The following is a 17,146-nucleotide window of genomic DNA, read 5'->3' as shown; positions in this document are numbered from 1 at the left end:
CTAATTTTCCTGATAAAGGTTATTTAAAACTTATTCCAGAACAAGAAAGAATCAATGATGCCTTTAAAGGGAGAAGAAGTGTAAGTAGAAAAGGAAATAGTTGGAATAATATCGTGGTAGAAAGTATTTTTTAAATCTCTGCAAATAGACCTTATTTTTGGAAAGATTTTAGTTAATCGCAATAATAAGGTGAAGGAGATTTTTTATTATATAGAACTTCGCTATGATAAAAAGTCAAGATAACTCACATTTGGAATACTCCACTATAGAAGGATTTCATAAAACGGCTTAAAGAATACTTGCGTTTTTGCTTGAATATCCAAGTAAGAGCTATTTATGTTTATACAGATTGACTAATGGATCAAGTGCAAAAGTTGGGGAGGGATTGATTGATTAATACCTTTTTGATGGAGGGGATTGATGATGATATAAAAGACAAACTTCATTTAAAAGAGGATTTCAAACGGACGTTAGTCAAATACGAAGTGTCAATAATTCGAAACGACTGCAAGAACAAAAGGTGTTTGAGCGCAGCGAGTTCTTTTGTTCTCAGGCGTAAGAATTAAATTGACCCTTATTTGAATCAGTCCAAGGGGTTTTTGTTTCTTTTTTACCCTTTAAAAAAGAAAAGAACTTTAAATGTTAGGAAAGGAAGGAAAATCGGGTTAAAACAATTTTATACCATTATTAAAACAAGTCAAATCAATCACAAGTCGGTACTTAACTATTTTAATGATAGAAGTACCAATGCATCTGCTGAATCTTTTAATGCCAAAATTAAATACCTTAGAATTAGGTATAGAGGAGTTAGAGATCAATCCTTTTCTTGTTTAGATTAACCAAACTTTTTGCATCGGTCTATTTTTTATTCCGAATAGTTAAAATGTGATTGATAGGATGCGACCCTTCGTCCCTCAGGGAGACCTACTAATCGCAAAAATAAGATCCTTGAATATATACTTTTTTCACTAGTCCTCAACTTTTGCGTTTAATCCCTTTCTCTTTAGGTTGACTAAACTTTTTACCTAATAAACGATAAGGGGAATAGGATCTAGAGTATGCGACCCTTCGTTACCTCAGGGTGACATACGAACCGGAAAAGTCTAATTAAAAAAAACACTATTTTTTATACTGTCCCCCAACTTTTGTACTTGATCCTGACTAAGCTTTTTGCATAAATACAACTTTTAGGACAGATTCATCAGAATCCTACAAAATAAAAAAAGACCTAATCTTTCGATTAAGTCTTTGTAGTAGCGAAGACGGGAGTTGAACCCGTGACCTCAGGGTTATGAATCCTGCGCTCTAACCGACTGAGCTACCTCGCCAAATATTTGGTCTGCATTATTTTGGTAATGCGAGTGCAAATATAGAATAAAATATATACAATGCAAGGCATAAAAGCTCGATTTTAAGCCTTGTTTTTAAATTTTAACATTTAATTTTTGGGTTATTTTCATATCCTATTTATAATCAAGGTATAACGAGAGGTTGTAAACAGGGAATAAAAAAGAGAGATAAAACTATATTTTAGATTTCGTCATCTTGCCAACCGTATAATTCAAACCAAAAGCGGCAATTAGAAAGATAGACCCCATGACAATCCACAGCACATTATAACCATAGTAGGTTACAAGTTTTGTACCTAAAATAGGAGAGATAATAAATCCAACGGCAAAAGTCAATCCATTAACCCCCATATAAGACCCTTTGCTGTTTTCATCCGCACGCATTGCTGTCACGGTAGAAGTATAGGGAAAAATAAGCATTTCTGATAAGCTCAAAAAGGTGATGGATAGTAAGATGGAAATCATACTGTAATCCAATAAGAAAATAAGAAAAGCAAAGGGAGCAATCAAGGCACCATAAAAAATACTTTTTTGGATGGATAAATGCCCTTCAGCGAGGTGTACAAGGAGCATTTCTGCTAATACAATCAGCAAGCCACTATAGCCTAAAACAAGCCCAATTTCAAACTCATTCAGCTTACCCACTTTTTCATAAAAAATAGGAAGGGTACTGAATAGTTGTAAAAAGGCAATAGAGTATAATGTACAAAAGAAACTATAGAACAAAAACATACCGTCTTTGTAAGGAGACTTGCGTATTATTGGGGATTTTGATGTCTCAATATCTGCATCCTCTTCGATAATCGTCTTTGGTTTAGGATTTTCCTTTCTATTTTTAAAGAAATAAATAAAAACCACTGCAGCAAAAAAAGCGGCACCCGCATTGATATAAAACAATAATGCATAAGAGATTGCTGCTAACATTCCCCCCATCGCAGGGCCAATAGAGAAGCCTAAGTTTACAGCCATTCTATTTAAAGAAAAGGCACGCGTTATATTCTCAGGTTTGGCATATTTAGTAATCGCTACGGAGTTGGCAGGGCGAAACATTTCACTGATTGTACTTTGTAAGAGAATCATGATGGCTAAACTAACCACAGAGGTGAAATGAGGAAGTAGGATGAACATGGGAATACTACCCAATAAACTCAAATACTGAAGTTTGTAATTCCCTATTTTATCAGTAAGCCATCCACCCAGGGTAGATCCAATCATCGAACCCACACCATAACAAGCTAACACATACCCCGTTTGCTCATCCGTAAAGTGAAGCTCTTTCGTCATATAAACGCCTAAGAAAGGAAAAACCATCGAACCAGCTCTATTGATTAACATGACGATGGCTAGCATCCAAGATGCAGAGGATAATCCTCTATAAGAGTCTAGGTAAATCTGGTATAACTTTCTCATAATACGTTTAATCTATATAATCAGGGTTTAGGTTTTTCTTTTTTGAGTCTTTCAGCTTCTCGCATTGCCTTGTAATAAGCGGCTCTACTTAAGGGTTCATATTCCTCCGTTTCTCCAAGCATAACGATAGCATCACTAGCGGCCTTTCTGTAGCTGTAATGCGCTAAGTTTCCTGTGCGTGTACAGACCGCATGAACTTTAGTGACATATTCGGCTGTTGCCATCAAAGCAGGCATCGGACCAAAGGGATTTCCTTTAAAATCCATGTCCAAACCAGCTACAATGACGCGAATACCTGAATTGGCTAATTCATTGCAAACATTGACAATTTCATCATCAAAGAATTGCGCTTCATCAATGCCAACAACGTCACATCCGCTCGCTAAAAGCCGAATGCTGTCCGCAGTGGGAACAGGGGTTGATCGAATCTCATTCGAATCGTGGGATACCACATATTCATCGTGATACCTCGTATCAATAGCAGGTTTAAAAATCTCGACTTTTTGCTTGGCAAATTGAGCTCTTCGTAATCGGCGAATCAGTTCTTCTGTTTTTCCAGAAAACATGGATCCACAGATTACTTCTATCCAACCAAATTGTTCTTTGTGATTAACAGGAATTTCTAGAAACATTTTGTAATTTTCAGGCTGAAACCAGTAGTTTTTTTGTTACTTTGTAAAGGACAAATTTATCAAAAAAAGCTTGTATAATTTACTAATGAAATTAAAAGTTATGAAGAAAGTCTTAGAGGGAGAGTTGCTGAGCATCGTTCATCGCGTGTTACAGATGAAAGATACAGATGTAGATAAGTTATATGTTGAAGCCAAAGAATTATATGAAAAGCTTCAAATTTTAAAATTTTATCAAGATAACCTAGCATTAGGACTTGTAAAAGACATAACTGAAGACCAGTTAGTAGAGAAATTAAGCACCTTAACTCATGCACAAGCACAAGAAGAGCTTGCAGAGATAGGCAAAGAAATTTACCCAGAAGAAAAGGAACTAAGATCTCAAATTCCATCGGATTTATTGGTGGAGGATTATCCCCTTGTGGTGGAAGCAGAAAAAGAAGTTGTGGTTGATTTTTCACTTGAATTGGAAACGGAAGAGGAAATCTTGATGATGGAAGAAGAGGAAATGCAAGAGCAAGATGAGGAAATACAAGTTGATAATGTCCTAGAAGAAGAAATCGAAATCGACGAAGAAGAACTGGAAGAGAGCAATGAAGAGGAAGAAGATGAAGAGGAGAACTGGACTGAAGAAGATAAAATAGAACTGAAAGAAGAAGTTCTGGAAGAAGTTATCGTTGAGGAGGAAGAAAGTTTTGAAGAAGTTGTTTTTGTTCAGGAAGAACAAGAGGAGCCAATAGAAGAATTTGCACCTTTGACAGCGAATCAAAAAGAAGATAATCCATTTGAGGGATTTGACTTTGGTGAAATTGAATTCATTCGCATTGAAGATGTGTCAAAAGAAAATGCCATCCTCATAGATGATCTTAGTTTTGAACGAGTAGATGCGGATAAACCAAGTTTAGCCGAACCAGAAGAAAATCAGGACACGGCTAGTTTCTTTGCACAAAATAAAACAGAACAAGAAGCAGAAAAGCACAAAGAAGATACAATACAAGAAGAAAAACTTGAAAACCAACAAAACATGCTTTTTAATTTAGAGCATGTATCGGTTAGAGAACCTCGAATTGTAAAAAAATCAATTAATGATATTTACCGCGGATCAATTATGGTTGGATTAAATGATCGCATTGCTTTTGAAAAACACTTGTTTGCCAATAGTTCTGAAGACTTTAATCGCGTGTTATCGCAATTGAATACCGTAGGTACTTTTGATGAAGCGAGAAGCTTTGTAGAGCACTTGGTAAAACCAGAATATAATAATTGGGACGGAAAAGAAGAATACGCTGAACGTTTTATGGCGTTAATTGAAAAGCGCTTCGAATAAGATTATGGGAAAATTGTATGTTGTACCTACACCGATTGGCAATTTGGAAGATATGACCTTTCGTGCCATTAAGGTATTAAAAGAGGTAGATTATATTTTAGCAGAAGATACAAGAAATAGTGGTAAACTGTTGAAGCATTTTGAGGTGAACACACCTATGATGAGTCATCATATGCACAACGAGCACAAAACGGTAGAAGGTCTTGTAAGACGCATGCAGACGGGCGAAACATTCGCTTTAATCTCAGATGCAGGAACACCAGCTATATCTGATCCTGGGTTCTTATTGACTAGAGCCTGTATTGAAAATGATATTGAGGTCGACTGTTTACCTGGTGCGACCGCTTTTGTACCCGCTTTGGTAAATAGTGGATTGCCTAATGATAAATTTGTGTTTGAAGGATTCTTACCTGATAAAAAAGGAAGACAAACGCGTTATTTGCAAATAGCAGAAGAAACAAGGACTCTAATTATCTATGTTTCACCACACAAATTAGTCAAAACCTTAGGTGAATTTCAAACCTATTTTGGTGGAGATCGCGTGATTTCAGTCTCTCGAGAATTGTCTAAATTACATGAAGAAACCGTGAGAGGATCGGTTGTTGAAGTTCTCAGACACTTTGAAGAAAAACCACCTAAAGGAGAAATCGTGGTTGTAGTTGCTGGTAAAAAGCAATAAATTAGGAATAGGATTTGATAAAAGATAAAGGATATGTCACATAAAGTTACAACTACTTGGTTAGAGAATATGCAATTTGAATCAACGAATCCAAGTGGAGAAACCATGCGAATTGATGCAGGACCTGAAAATGGAGGGGACAACAAAGGCTTTAGACCTAAAGCATTAATGTTATCCGCATTGGCAGGATGTTCAGGATTAGACGTTGCCTCTTTAATCAAAAAAATGAGATTGGAAGTTGCGGATTTTAAAATAGAAACAGAAGGGCTTTTAACGGATGAAGACCCTGCCGTTTATCATACGGTACTTGTAGATTATCATTTTTATGGCGCTAATTTAGATGAAGCTAAATTAAAAAAAGCAGTGGATTTATCTGTAGAAAAATATTGTGGTGTAATGCATATGTTTACTCAGTTTGCAAAAGTTGAAACCAATATTCATTACCATAAACAATAAGAATGCGGTGGACTTTAAAAGAAATAAAAGATCAAGAAAGTGTTAATCAGTTAGTTAGATTATTGGATATTGATCCTATCTTAGCTCAATTATTAGTTGATCGAGGGATTACAACCTATGACCAAGCCAAACGTTTCTTTCGCCCTTCATTAGACGAATTGCACGATCCTTATCTCATGAGAGATATGGATAAAGCCGTTCAGCGAATAGAAGAAGCAATTGCAAAAAAACAAAATATAATGGTTTTTGGCGATTATGATGTGGATGGTACGACAGCTGTAGCCCTAGTATATTCTTATATTCAATCGTATTACCCTCAAGTAGATCGGTATATACCAGACCGGTATCAAGAAGGATACGGCGTGTCTTATCAAGGCATAGATTATGCTTCAGATAATGATATTAAATTAATAATTGCCCTAGATTGTGGAATCAAATCTATCGATCATGTGGAATATGCCACGCAAAAAGGAGTTGATTTCGTCATCTGTGATCATCATCTGCCCGGGAATCAAATCCCGAATGCTATAGCGGTATTGGATCCTAAACGACTTGACTGTACTTATCCGTATCCAGACTTATGTGGTTGTGGTGTGGGTTTTAAGTTGATTCAAGCTTTAGCAGCTAATCGAAATCAAACAATTGAGGATTTAAAACCCTATCTAGATCTTGTGGTGACTGCTATAGGAGCAGATATTGTTCCAATAACAGGAGAAAACAGAATTTTAGCTTTTTTTGGATTGGAAGTATTGAATAGTACCCCAAGACCAGGGATAAAGGCTTTGTTGAATGTCTATAAACAAAGTAACTATACAGTTAGTGATATTGTATTTAAGGTTGCACCAAAAATTAATGCAGCAGGAAGAATAAAGCACGGCAACTATGCGGTAGATTTGTTAACTCGATTTTCCATGCGTGAAGCCGAAGAAACTGCCGAAATGGTAATTGCCTTTAATGAAGAACGAAAAATATTAGACCAAAATATAACAGAAGAAGCCAAAGATCAGATTGTTGAAAATAGAGAGATTAACAATAAATCTACCGTTGTTTTCCATCAGTCTTGGCATAAAGGAGTTATTGGAATTGTAGCTTCGCGTTTAATCGAAACGTATTATAGACCAACCATCGTATTTACGAAAAGTGGGGATGTATTAGCTGCTTCAGCGCGGTCAGTTAAAAATTTTGATTTATATGCTGCACTAGAAGCTTGCTCGGAGGAGTTAATTCAATTTGGAGGCCATATGTATGCGGCTGGAATGACTTGTAAAAAAGAAAATTACTCCAGCTTCAAAGCTAAATTTGAAAAAATAGTAGCTACGACAATTAGGGATAGAGATTTAATTCCTGAAGTTGAAATCGATGCGGTAATAAGCTTCGCGGATATTACACCCAAGTTCTGTCGCATATTGAGACAGTTTGAGCCTTTTGGCCCTGGGAATATGAGTCCCGTCTTCTTAACTAAAAATGTATATGATACGGGATATGCCAAAGGATTGGGGATGAATAAAGAACACTTGAAAATGTATGTAAGACAACGCGGACATTTAGAGCAAGGATTTAGCGTAATTGGCTTTTCATTTGGTCATTTTTTATCTTCTATCCAGAACCGATCTTTCTTTGATTTAGTTTACTCCATTGAGGAGAATGAATGGAAAGGGGAGATTAACAATCAATTGCAAATTAAAGATATGCAGTTGGTCTAAAAAGAAATAGAATAAATAAAATATAATTTTTTTTAAAAAAATGAAAGTAGCAGTAGTAGGCGCTACCGGAATGGTAGGAGAAGTTATGCTAAAAGTTTTAGCAGAACGCAATTTCCCAGTAACAGAATTGATTCCTGTGGCTTCAGAGCGGTCTGTAGGAAAGGAAATAGAGTTTAAAGGGAAGAAGTTTGTAGTTCAATCGATGGCCGAAGCTGTAAAGATGAAACCAGAAATTGCGCTTTTCTCAGCAGGTGGATCTATTTCTTTAGAATGGGCACCAAAATTTGCAGAAGTAGGAACAACGGTAATTGATAATTCATCGGCTTGGAGAATGGACCCAACTAAAAAATTGGTGGTTCCAGAAATTAATGCTTCCAGCCTGACAAAAGAAGATAAAATTATTGCCAATCCAAACTGTTCAACAATTCAGTTGGTGATGGCTTTAGCCCCTTTAAATAAAAAGTACAAGATAAAGCGCGTGGTTGTTTCAACCTATCAATCCATAACTGGAACAGGAGTTAAAGCCGTACAACAATTGGAAAATGAATCGATTGGTGAAAAAGGAGAAATGGCTTATCCTTATCCAATTCACCGAAATGCTTTACCCCATTGTGATGTTTTTGAGGCGAATGGGTATACCAAAGAAGAAATGAAATTAGTCAATGAAACCAAAAAAATATTAGAAGATGATACGGTTTTGGTAACAGCAACTGCTGTGCGTATCCCTGTTGTTGGTGGACATAGTGAATCAGTGAATATCGCTTTTGAACAGGATTTCTCTATCGATGATATTCGTCGTGTTTTACATGCAACTCCTGGAGTTGTTGTACAAGATAATATCGATACCAATACATATCCAATGCCTTTGTATGCTCAAGGAAAAGATGATGTATTTGTAGGGCGTATTCGTAGGGATGAGACACAGCCTAATACATTAAATATGTGGATTGTATCGGATAATTTAAGAAAAGGAGCTGCAACAAATACCATTCAAATTGCTGAATATTTAGTTGCAAATGGTTTAGTATAAAAATAATAACCCCTTGTTTTAAAGGTCAATTATTCCGATAATTGACCTTTTTTTATGTTATAAAATGAATGAATGTTCAATTTTATTAAGATAAAATGAACTAATTGTATGATTGAACGCTTAAAACATTGGGTTTTTCCTTACATTAGCTGATAACAAAGGAAATTCCCTATACCTGACTAAGAAAAGTACTTTTGAAACATTGTTTATTTGGGGAAATAAGTAAGTTTTAAAAGGGGGTGTAAGGACCAATCAGCTTGAACTGTAGATATTAAAGTTTGTTGTATGAAAAAAATTTTATTGATCGATGACCATCCCTTAATTATTGAGGGATATAGAATGGCTTTGTTAAGTAGTGAAGTATTTGCGCAAGACTGTATTTTTGAAAAGGCGATCAATTGTACTGAAGCAAAAAATAAAATTGACCAAGCCTTAGAGGAGAAGGAAAATTATACCCTTGCAATTGTTGATCTCTCTTTGCCTCAAGGAGAGCATTCTTCCTGGGAAGATGGCGGAGATATTGTCCGCTATATTCAAAAGGAAATGCCTAATTGTCTTACAATTACAGTTACGGGACGTACAGAAATATTAGTTATTTATGAGCTTGTCAAAAATATTCGACCAACTACAATAATCAGTAAAAATGAGATAACCCCTCAACTGTTAGTTGATATTGTACGAAGGGTACTTCAGGGGGAAAGTTATCAAAGTCCTTTAGTCAAGAAGTGTTTAGAAGAAATGGTTTACAAGAAAATTATGTATGATGATTACAATCGTATGATATTGAGTTTGCTAGCCAAAGGACATAAATTAATTGATCTAGAACATTATATTCCACTATCTGCACCAACAATTAAGAAGCGAATTGCTAAAATGAAAATTGCTTTTGAATCAGCAGATTCTGCCACGTTAGTTCAAAATGCAATCAAACAAGGTTTTGTATAAACGGCTGCTCTTTAGAACAGCCGTTTTTGTTTATTTAGTGTTTAAGAAAATCTCGTAATACATATTGTAATATTCCGTCATTTTTGTAATATTCAATTTCAATAAGCGAATCAAATCGCGCTATCACTTGAAAGGTAAGGGTCTGATTCGATGCATCGGTTGCCGTTACTTCTAATACTTTATGAGGAGTTAAGTTTTCAGCTAATCCCGTAATTGCATAGGTTTCTTTTCCTGTTAACCCTAGACTTTCTGCAGATTGATTAGGTAAGAACTGTAAGGGAGCAATACCCATACCAATTAGATTACTACGGTGAATACGCTCAAAACTCTCAGCAATAACGGCTTTAATTCCCAATAAATAGGCTCCTTTTGCAGCCCAATCACGAGAAGAACCACTTCCGTATTCTTTTCCAGCCAAGACAAGTAAAGGAGTTTGCGTTTCTTTGTATTTCATTGCGGTATCATAAACCGATAAGGACTCATTGGTTGGAAGGTATGTACTATATCCCCCTTCACGTTGAGCAATCTTATTTTTAATACGAACATTGGCAAAAGTTCCGCGCATCATCACTTCGTGATTACCCCGTCTAGATCCATACGAGTTGAAATCTTCAGGCTGAACACCAAGGGATAATAAATACTTTCCGGCAGCAGATTCTTCATTGAAGGCTCCTGCGGGTGAAATATGATCCGTAGTCACAGAATCCCCTAAGTATAACAATACTTTCGCTTCTTTAATGTTAGAGAGCGGTTTGGGGTCTTTGGGTAATTGATCAAAGAATGGAGCATGGCGGATATAGGTTGATTGTGGATTCCATTCAAAACGAGCACCTTTTGGTGCGGGTAATTCTTTCCAGTTTTCTTCTCCTTCAAAAATTTTACTATAAACCTCCTCAAAGTCTTCGCGCTTTAAAGAGTTGTTGATAACGGCTTTAATTTCGGCGTGTGTTGGCCAAATATCACGCAAATATACAGGTTCTCCATTCGGATCATAATCTAGAGGATCGGTGAGTAAATTAATGTCAACACGACCTACTAAGGCATAAGCAACCACGAGCATCGGTGACATCAAGAAATTCATTTTTACTTGTGGGTGAACTCGAGCTTCAAAGTTTCGGTTACCAGAGAGTACGGAAGCAACCACTAAGTCTCCTTGTGTAACCGCTTCAGCAATTGGAGCGGGTAAAGGACCACTATTTCCAATACAGGACGTACAGCCATAGCCTACGGTATGGAAACGAAGCGCTTCTAAATCTTCGGATAAACCAGAACGATCTAAATAATGTGTAACAACTTTAGATCCCGGAGCCAAACTCGTTTTTACCCATGATTTTGTGCGTAATCCGCGTTGTATTGCTTTTCGAGCAACCAAGCCCGCACCAATCATTACTTCTGGATTGGATGTATTTGTACAACTCGTAATTGCGGCAAGGACGATACTTCCATCGCTAACTACATATTCTTTGTTCTTTTGTTTGATGCGCACTGCACGCATATTTTCTTTGACCACTTCTGTAGGCTGTTGAGATGGGGAATCCAATTGTTTGTAAATGAATTCCGTACCCGATCCTCCTTCAGAGAGCCAAGCAGATTCACGTCTATCTTTTACCGATACATAAGCGCGGTTATATTCTTCCTCCAATAAAGAAGAAAAGGTTTCACTTAATTCTCTCACTAAGATTTTGTCTTGCGGGCGTTTAGGTCCAGATACAGTCGGTTCTAACGTGTTTAAATCCAATTCAACAACGGCAGAATAGGTAATCTCTTCTGCTCCAGTACGCCATAAAAGATTTTCTTTGCAGTACTCTTCAACTAGTTGAACATGACTTTCTTCTCTGTTGGTTTGACGCATATAATGCAGCGTCTGATTGTCTATCGGAAAATAGGTTACGGTACAACCAAATTCGGGGGACATATTAGATATGGTAGCGCGATCGGTTACCGATAAGTAATCTAATGCTTCGCCAAATACTTCGACGAATTTGCCTACTACACCTTGCTTGCGCAATAATTTTGTGATGGATAATACCATATCAGTGGCTGTTGCTCCTTCAGGTATTCTTCCTGTTAATTTTAATCCCACAACTTCAGGACAAGTAAAATAAATAGGTTGACCTAACATGGCGGCTTCTGCTTCAATTCCTCCGACACCCCAAGCTATTACCCCAATTCCATTGACCATGGGAGTATGAGAATCCGTTCCTACTAAAGTATCTGGAAATAACCAACCGTCTCTTTCGATAACTCCTTTAGCTAAATATTCTAAATTTACTTGGTGACATATTCCCATTCCGGGAGGAACAACGGTAAAGCCTTTTAATTCTTGTTGAGCCCATTTGAGAAGCTCATAACGCTCCGAATTGCGCTCATATTCTTTGATTACATTTTCTTTATAGGCATAATCTGTTCCAAAATAGTCCACTTGTACGGAGTGGTCAATGACTAAATCAACCGGAATAGCAGGTGTGATTTTTTCTCCATTCTTTCCTTGTCGTACATATTCAGCGCGTAAGGATGCAAGGTCTACTACACCAGGAACACCCGTAAAATCCTGCATCAAAACACGGGCAGGTTTAAAAGGAATGTCTTTGTCTGTAGGTTGAGGTTGCCAATTGACTAACGTATCGATATGCTCATCTGTAATGGCAAACCCGTCGTGATTTCGCAATACATTTTCCAAAAGGATACGAATTGAGAAAGGCAAACGATGCATGTTTTTACCCTCATCTTGTAGCTTTTTAAGTGAGGCTATTTTGTAATTTCTCATAATTGTTAGTTTTTCCCAATTTACAAAAAAATAATGGATTTTAGCCGCTCCGATCTCACGGTAAGTCTTAAAATAAATATAAAATGATAGATATCTTCATGATAATTGTCATTTTTATTTTTCTGTACTTAGACTATTTTTACTTAACAAAAAAGAGGAATTATGAAAATTGAACAAATTTATACGGGATGTATTGCGCATGCCGCATACTATATATCAAGTAATGGCGAAGCGGCTATTTTTGACCCTTTGCGCGATGTACAACCTTATATAGATCGAGCTGAAAATGACAACGCAGTCATCAAGTATGTATTTGAGACCCATTTTCATGCTGATTTTGTCAGTGGTCATTTGGATTTGATGCAAAAAACGGGAGCTCAGATTGTATTTGGGCCTACTGCATCACCCCAATATAAAGCAATTATTGCTGAAGATAATCAAATATTTCAGGTAGGAAAGATAAAAATTCAAGTGTTGCATACCCCTGGACATACAATGGAAAGCGCTACGTATTTGATCTTTGATGAAATAGGCGAACCACATGCTATCCTTACAGGTGATACTTTATTTATTGGCGATGTAGGTCGACCTGATTTGGTTCAATTGGTTAATTCTGAATTAACACAAGAGAAATTAGCCAGACATTTATATCAGTCACTACGCCGCAAGATCATGCCTTTACCAGATCATTTAATGGTTTATCCGAACCATGGAGCTGGTAGTGCATGTGGTAAAAATATGAGCAAGGAAACAACAGATACATTGGGAAATCAGAAAAAAACCAATTATGCTCTTCGTGCTGATATGACGGAAGATGAATTTGTAGATGAAGTATTAACGGGGTTAGCAACACCACCCCAATATTTTCCAAAAAATGTAATGTTGAATATCGGTGGATATGAACACTTGGATGAGGTGTTAGATCGCGCCTACAAGCCGTTAGATTTGGCTATGTTTGATGCGATGGTTGCTACTGGAGAAGTGCTTGTATTAGATACGCGATCTCCGCAAGATTTTGCTTCGGGATTTATCCCCAAAAGTATCAATATAGGATTGAATGGCCCTTTTGCCGTATGGGTAGGAGAGTTGATCAAAGAGATTGAACAACCGCTTGTACTCATAACAGAGCCAGGAAAAGAAGAAGAGAGTATGGTACGCCTCTCGAGAGTAGGTTATGATCATACAGTAGGTTTTTTAGAAGGAGGAATTCAAACTTGGACCAAAGCGAATCAACCTCTAGATCATATAGAACGTTTAGATGCCCATGAAGTTGATGCGTATTGCAAAGACAAAAATGCCATTTTATTGGATGTCCGTAAAATAAGCGAATATGAGGCAGAACATATTGTTGATTCTCAATTGGTATCCTTGAATGCATTAGAAGAAGAATTAGCTCAGTTAGAAAAAGATAAAAAGTATATTATATATTGTGCAGGAGGCTATCGAAGTATGATTGCCGCTTCTATTTTGCGTGCAAATGAATTTTCACATGTAGTAGACGTTATCGGTGGGTTTAAGGCACTGGAGCCAGTTACTACTTTTGAAAAAACGGCATTTGTATGCCCAACTTCTTTGTTATAAAAAATTATTTCAGTTGTTTATAAATATAATTATTCCTGATTTTAAGGATAATTAGTTTAGTTATTATGTTTTTAGTTTAAAACGGTTCTCTTTGTAGAGAGCCGTTTTTTTATTCATTAATTGTGCGAAATGTGAGATTTATTCTAGGTTGATGTACTACTTTTGTCGGTGGTAATCGATGAAGCCAAAAGGTCTGTGTTTCATCTTTCATAACTAATAAACTGCCGCTTTCTAAAATAAATTCCACTTTTTCTTGGGTAGATTTGTGTTTAAACAAAAACTTACGGGTCGCACCTAAACTCAAAGAGGCAATTGCACCGTTTTTCTTGAGATCTTTTTCTCCATCACTATGCCAAGCCATACCTTCGTTTCCGTTGTGGTATAAATTTAGCAAGCAAGAATTATAAGTTTCTCCGGTTTCTTTTTCAATGCAGGTTTTTAAATCTAAAAGCTCAGGAGTCCACGGTAAAGCGTGTTTTGTACTATTTGAATAGGTATATTGAAAAGGTTGAGAACCATACCAAGCGACTTTGCGTTTGGTGCTTATTTTTTTTCCAAAAATAAGCGCTTCGTCATTTTTCCATTCGATGGAATGCAATAAATGCTCAAAGTAATAAGCCGCTTCTTGTCTAGCTAAAACATAGCCATAAAAGTGAACGGTACCTTCATAAGGTAAATAATTTTTTTGTTGCTTTGAGGCTTGATTAAATAAATCCATATCCTATTCTTTTTCTTTGTAAACTTGGGCACCTTCCCAACCAATTAAAGCTTTTTTGCGTGTGGCACCCCACTTATAATTGCCAAAAACACCCGTAGATTGTATGACGCGATGACAAGGAATTAAAAAAGCTATAGGATTACTCCCTATGGCCGTGCCAACAGCTCTTGAAGCTTTTGGAAGGTCTATGTTCGACGCAATGGCACCGTAGGTAGTCAATCTCCCTAAGGGAATAGTCAATAAGCTTTGCCAAACTTTAAGCTGAAATTCGGTTCCTTTTAAATGGAGTTTTATCTGATTTAAATCGGGAGTTGAATTTTGGAAAATCTGCAAAGCCTGCGTTTGCATTCCATCAACTTGAGCGTGAAATTGAGCATTCGGAAATTGCTTAAAAAGGGCTTGTAAAGCCGCTGTTTCATCTTCTGTGAAAACAAGATGACAAATTCCTTTGGTGGTGGAGGCTATTAAAACCTGGCCAAACAAACTGGGAGCAAAACTGTAATTGATGGTCAGTTGTTGTCCTCCATTTTGATATTCAGCAGGCGTCATTCCCTCAAAGGTTATAAATAAATCGTGTAATCTACTGGTACTGGATAAGCCTGCTTCAAACGTAGCTTCAAACAGAGTGACTTGTTCTTCTTTTAATAACCACTTCGCATATGCAAGACTGGTAAATTGTAAGAATTTCTTAGGACTTGTACCCGCCCATTCTGTAAATAAACGTTGAAAATGTGCAGGACTTAAATGCATCGCTTGAGCAACTTCCTCTAAACGAGGTTGATGCTGAAAATTAGCTTGAATATAATCGATAGCCTCGGCGATACGCATATAATTGAAAGATGTTTTTTCAGCCATTGAGATAAGATTTACAGTGAAGCATTAACCCAACAAATATCCACATGTTTTTTCAGTTATGAAATCCGAAACATGCTAATTTTTAGAGCAAATTGCAAAGAAAAGAGCTTGAGTTTTTTAACTCAAGCTCTTCGGTATAGGGTATAAATAAAATTATTTATTTTTCTGTAAGTTGTATAAATCGAGTCGTCTGTCTTTCATAATACGCACACTACCATGTTCGTGCAGTTCTTTCAATAAATCTAAATTTACATCGACAATTAAGGTCATCTCTGTATTGGGTGTAGCTTCAGCTTTAACTCCATTCGTAGGAAAGGCAAAATCGGAAGGTGTGAATACCGCTGCTTGTGCAAACTGAATATCCATGTTGTTTACTTTAGGTAAGTTTCCAACACATCCTGCTATGGCAACATAGCACTCATTTTCAATAGCACGTGCGGCTGCACAATTTCGCACACGCGTATAGCCGTTTTGTGTATCCGTTAAGAAAGGGACAAATAAAATTTCCATTCCTTCTTCTGCTAATAAGCGCGGTAATTCTGGAAACTCGACATCATAACAAATGATGATTCCAATTTTTCCACAATCGGTATCAAAGGTTTGAATTTTTGAACCTCCTTGCATTCCCCAATAATGAACTTCATTGGGTGTAATATGAATTTTAGAGTACATTTCGTACGTACCATCTCGTTTGCAAAGGAAACCAACGTTGTATAGCGTTCCATCAATGATATGAGGCATACTACCCGAAATAATATTGATGTTGTAGGAGATAGCAAACTCTTGGAAGCGTTTGCGTATCGGTGTGGTATAGCGCGCTAATTCGCGAATAGAATCTGCTTCAGACAAGTGATTGTATGCCGCCATTAAAGGAGCGGTAAACAATTCCGGAAACATAGCAAAGTCACTTTCATAATCAGAAACCGCATTTATAAAGAATTCTGCTTGATCAAAAAACTCTTCTAAGTCATTAAACGGACGCATTTGCCATTGAATTAATCCCAAGCGAACCACGCTTTTTCGCGTATTGATTAACTGAACATCTTTTTCGTAATAGATGTTATTCCACTCCAATAAAACCGCATAATCTTTAGACTCTTTATCCCCATCCAAGTAATTGCGCATCAAGCGAACCATGTGAAAATCATTTGACATTTGAAAGGACATTACAGGGTCATTAATCTCTTTGGCTCTTACTTTATCTAGATATTGCTTTGGGGTAAGTTCGTGTGCATACTTAGCGTATTTGGGAATTCTCCCTGCAAATACAATGGATTTTAAATTGAGTTGTTCACATAACTCTTTGCGAGCATCATATAAACGACGACCTAAACGCAAGCCTCTGTATTTGGGATGAATGAACACGTCAATTCCATACAATACATTGCCTTTAGGGTTATGGGTATTAAAAGAAGAATAACCTGTAATTTGCTCGTAATTATGGGTCGACATGGCTTTTTTCTCATCGAGAATAATAGAAAGTGCAGATCCCACAACAATATCGTCTACTAAAACAACTAGCTGTCCATCAGGGAAAATATTTAGCAAATTTTCTATCTCACTTTTATCCCAATAAGGGTCTTCCATTCCCGTATAGGATTCAAGCATTGAATTTTTTAACTCCAAATAGTCATCCAACTTGAGGTTGCGAAGTTCAATCTTGTTAATTGTAGTGTCCATGAATTTTTTATTGCAAA

Annotated in this window: 14 protein-coding genes and 1 tRNA gene; 8 read left to right on the top strand and 7 right to left on the bottom strand. The window is 36.8% G+C overall.

The features are described from left to right. Positions 1-578: 578 nt before the first annotated feature. Positions 579-839, top strand: coding sequence for a transposase (locus tag ACMHJ2_RS17000; protein ID WP_413514052.1), 261 nt, complete (start codon positions 579-581; stop codon positions 837-839). A 415-nt stretch (positions 840-1,254) separates the two neighbouring features. Here the strand turns inward: ACMHJ2_RS17000 and ACMHJ2_RS16995 are convergent. The 3 genes from ACMHJ2_RS16995 to ACMHJ2_RS16985 all read right to left on the bottom strand — a co-directional run bounded on the left by ACMHJ2_RS16995 (position 1,255) and on the right by ACMHJ2_RS16985 (position 3,391). After that, positions 1,255-1,328: transfer RNA gene (locus ACMHJ2_RS16995), tRNA-Met, on the bottom strand. A 195-nt stretch (positions 1,329-1,523) separates the two neighbouring features. Then, entirely contained in the window at positions 1,524-2,759 is a 1,236-nt protein-coding gene (locus ACMHJ2_RS16990) for an MFS transporter (RefSeq protein ID WP_413514051.1), read from the bottom strand. A gap of 20 nt (positions 2,760-2,779) precedes the next feature. Next, positions 2,780-3,391, bottom strand: a complete 612-nt coding sequence (locus tag ACMHJ2_RS16985; RefSeq protein WP_413514050.1) for a thymidine kinase — start codon at positions 3,389-3,391, stop codon at positions 2,780-2,782. A gap of 100 nt (positions 3,392-3,491) precedes the next feature. Between ACMHJ2_RS16985 and ACMHJ2_RS16980 the strand changes: the two genes are divergently transcribed. The 6 genes from ACMHJ2_RS16980 (at position 3,492) to ACMHJ2_RS16955 (ending at position 9,528) form a co-directional block, all read left to right on the top strand. Beyond that, positions 3,492-4,715, top strand: coding sequence for a hypothetical protein (locus ACMHJ2_RS16980; protein ID WP_413514049.1), 1,224 nt, complete (start codon positions 3,492-3,494; stop codon positions 4,713-4,715). 4 nt (positions 4,716-4,719) lie between these two features. Next, positions 4,720-5,394: a 16S rRNA (cytidine(1402)-2'-O)-methyltransferase gene (gene rsmI, locus ACMHJ2_RS16975; RefSeq protein ID WP_413514048.1), complete on the top strand. Its 675-nt coding sequence runs from the start codon at positions 4,720-4,722 to the stop codon at positions 5,392-5,394. Positions 5,395-5,427: 33 nt separating this feature from the next. Beyond that, a complete protein-coding gene (locus tag ACMHJ2_RS16970) occupies positions 5,428-5,850 on the top strand; it encodes an OsmC family protein (RefSeq protein WP_413514047.1) in 423 nt (140 codons plus the stop codon). 2 nt (positions 5,851-5,852) lie between these two features. Continuing rightward, positions 5,853-7,553, top strand: a complete 1,701-nt coding sequence (recJ, locus tag ACMHJ2_RS16965) for a single-stranded-DNA-specific exonuclease RecJ (RefSeq protein WP_413514046.1) — start codon at positions 5,853-5,855, stop codon at positions 7,551-7,553. Between the two features lie 40 nt (positions 7,554-7,593). Continuing rightward, positions 7,594-8,583 carry an aspartate-semialdehyde dehydrogenase gene (locus tag ACMHJ2_RS16960; RefSeq protein WP_413514045.1) on the top strand — a complete coding sequence of 330 codons (990 nt, stop codon included), beginning with the start codon at positions 7,594-7,596 and terminating at the stop codon, positions 8,581-8,583. 285 nt (positions 8,584-8,868) lie between these two features. Further along, on the top strand, positions 8,869-9,528 hold the full coding sequence (locus ACMHJ2_RS16955) for a DNA-binding response regulator (RefSeq protein ID WP_413514044.1): 660 nt from the start codon (positions 8,869-8,871) through the stop codon (positions 9,526-9,528). A gap of 34 nt (positions 9,529-9,562) precedes the next feature. On the opposite strand, the gene acnA is transcribed toward ACMHJ2_RS16955, so the two are convergent. After that, entirely contained in the window at positions 9,563-12,295 is a 2,733-nt protein-coding gene (gene acnA, locus ACMHJ2_RS16950) for an aconitate hydratase AcnA (protein WP_413514043.1), read from the bottom strand. A 162-nt stretch (positions 12,296-12,457) separates the two neighbouring features. Between acnA and ACMHJ2_RS16945 the strand changes: the two genes are divergently transcribed. Further along, entirely contained in the window at positions 12,458-13,876 is a 1,419-nt protein-coding gene (locus tag ACMHJ2_RS16945; protein ID WP_413514042.1) for an MBL fold metallo-hydrolase, read from the top strand. Between the two features lie 109 nt (positions 13,877-13,985). Here ACMHJ2_RS16945 and ACMHJ2_RS16940 read toward each other — a convergent pair whose 3' ends face one another. From ACMHJ2_RS16940 to ACMHJ2_RS16930, 3 genes are all read right to left on the bottom strand, one after another. After that, a complete protein-coding gene (locus tag ACMHJ2_RS16940; RefSeq protein WP_413514041.1) occupies positions 13,986-14,594 on the bottom strand; it encodes an alpha-ketoglutarate-dependent dioxygenase AlkB family protein in 609 nt (202 codons plus the stop codon). Positions 14,595-14,597: 3 nt separating this feature from the next. After that, positions 14,598-15,449 carry a methylated-DNA--[protein]-cysteine S-methyltransferase gene (locus ACMHJ2_RS16935; protein WP_413514040.1) on the bottom strand — a complete coding sequence of 284 codons (852 nt, stop codon included), beginning with the start codon at positions 15,447-15,449 and terminating at the stop codon, positions 14,598-14,600. A gap of 153 nt (positions 15,450-15,602) precedes the next feature. Further along, positions 15,603-17,129 (bottom strand): bifunctional GNAT family N-acetyltransferase/carbon-nitrogen hydrolase family protein, encoded by a 1,527-nt coding sequence (locus ACMHJ2_RS16930; RefSeq protein WP_413514039.1) that lies wholly within the window; start codon positions 17,127-17,129, stop codon positions 15,603-15,605. Positions 17,130-17,146 lie beyond the last annotated feature (17 nt).

The sequence above is a fragment of the Myroides odoratus genome, assembly GCF_965118575.1.
Classification (GTDB): Bacteria; Bacteroidota; Bacteroidia; order Flavobacteriales; family Flavobacteriaceae; genus Flavobacterium; species Flavobacterium odoratum_B.
This window is presented reverse-complemented; position numbering and strand designations above follow the sequence as displayed.

Coding starts and splice junctions, on each gene's coding strand:
- ACMHJ2_RS16990 (WP_413514051.1), bottom strand. CDS start 2,759: ATGAGAAAGTTATACCAGATTTACCTAGACTCTTATAGAGGATTATCC.
- ACMHJ2_RS16985 (WP_413514050.1), bottom strand. CDS start 3,391: ATGTTTCTAGAAATTCCTGTTAATCACAAAGAACAATTTGGTTGGATA.
- ACMHJ2_RS16980 (WP_413514049.1), top strand. CDS start 3,492: ATGAAGAAAGTCTTAGAGGGAGAGTTGCTGAGCATCGTTCATCGCGTG.
- rsmI (WP_413514048.1), top strand. CDS start 4,720: ATGGGAAAATTGTATGTTGTACCTACACCGATTGGCAATTTGGAAGAT.
- ACMHJ2_RS16970 (WP_413514047.1), top strand. CDS start 5,428: ATGTCACATAAAGTTACAACTACTTGGTTAGAGAATATGCAATTTGAA.
- recJ (WP_413514046.1), top strand. CDS start 5,853: ATGCGGTGGACTTTAAAAGAAATAAAAGATCAAGAAAGTGTTAATCAG.
- ACMHJ2_RS16960 (WP_413514045.1), top strand. CDS start 7,594: ATGAAAGTAGCAGTAGTAGGCGCTACCGGAATGGTAGGAGAAGTTATG.
- ACMHJ2_RS16955 (WP_413514044.1), top strand. CDS start 8,869: ATGAAAAAAATTTTATTGATCGATGACCATCCCTTAATTATTGAGGGA.
- acnA (WP_413514043.1), bottom strand. CDS start 12,295: ATGAGAAATTACAAAATAGCCTCACTTAAAAAGCTACAAGATGAGGGT.
- ACMHJ2_RS16945 (WP_413514042.1), top strand. CDS start 12,458: ATGAAAATTGAACAAATTTATACGGGATGTATTGCGCATGCCGCATAC.
- ACMHJ2_RS16940 (WP_413514041.1), bottom strand. CDS start 14,594: ATGGATTTATTTAATCAAGCCTCAAAGCAACAAAAAAATTATTTACCT.
- ACMHJ2_RS16935 (WP_413514040.1), bottom strand. CDS start 15,449: ATGGCTGAAAAAACATCTTTCAATTATATGCGTATCGCCGAGGCTATC.
- ACMHJ2_RS16930 (WP_413514039.1), bottom strand. CDS start 17,129: ATGGACACTACAATTAACAAGATTGAACTTCGCAACCTCAAGTTGGAT.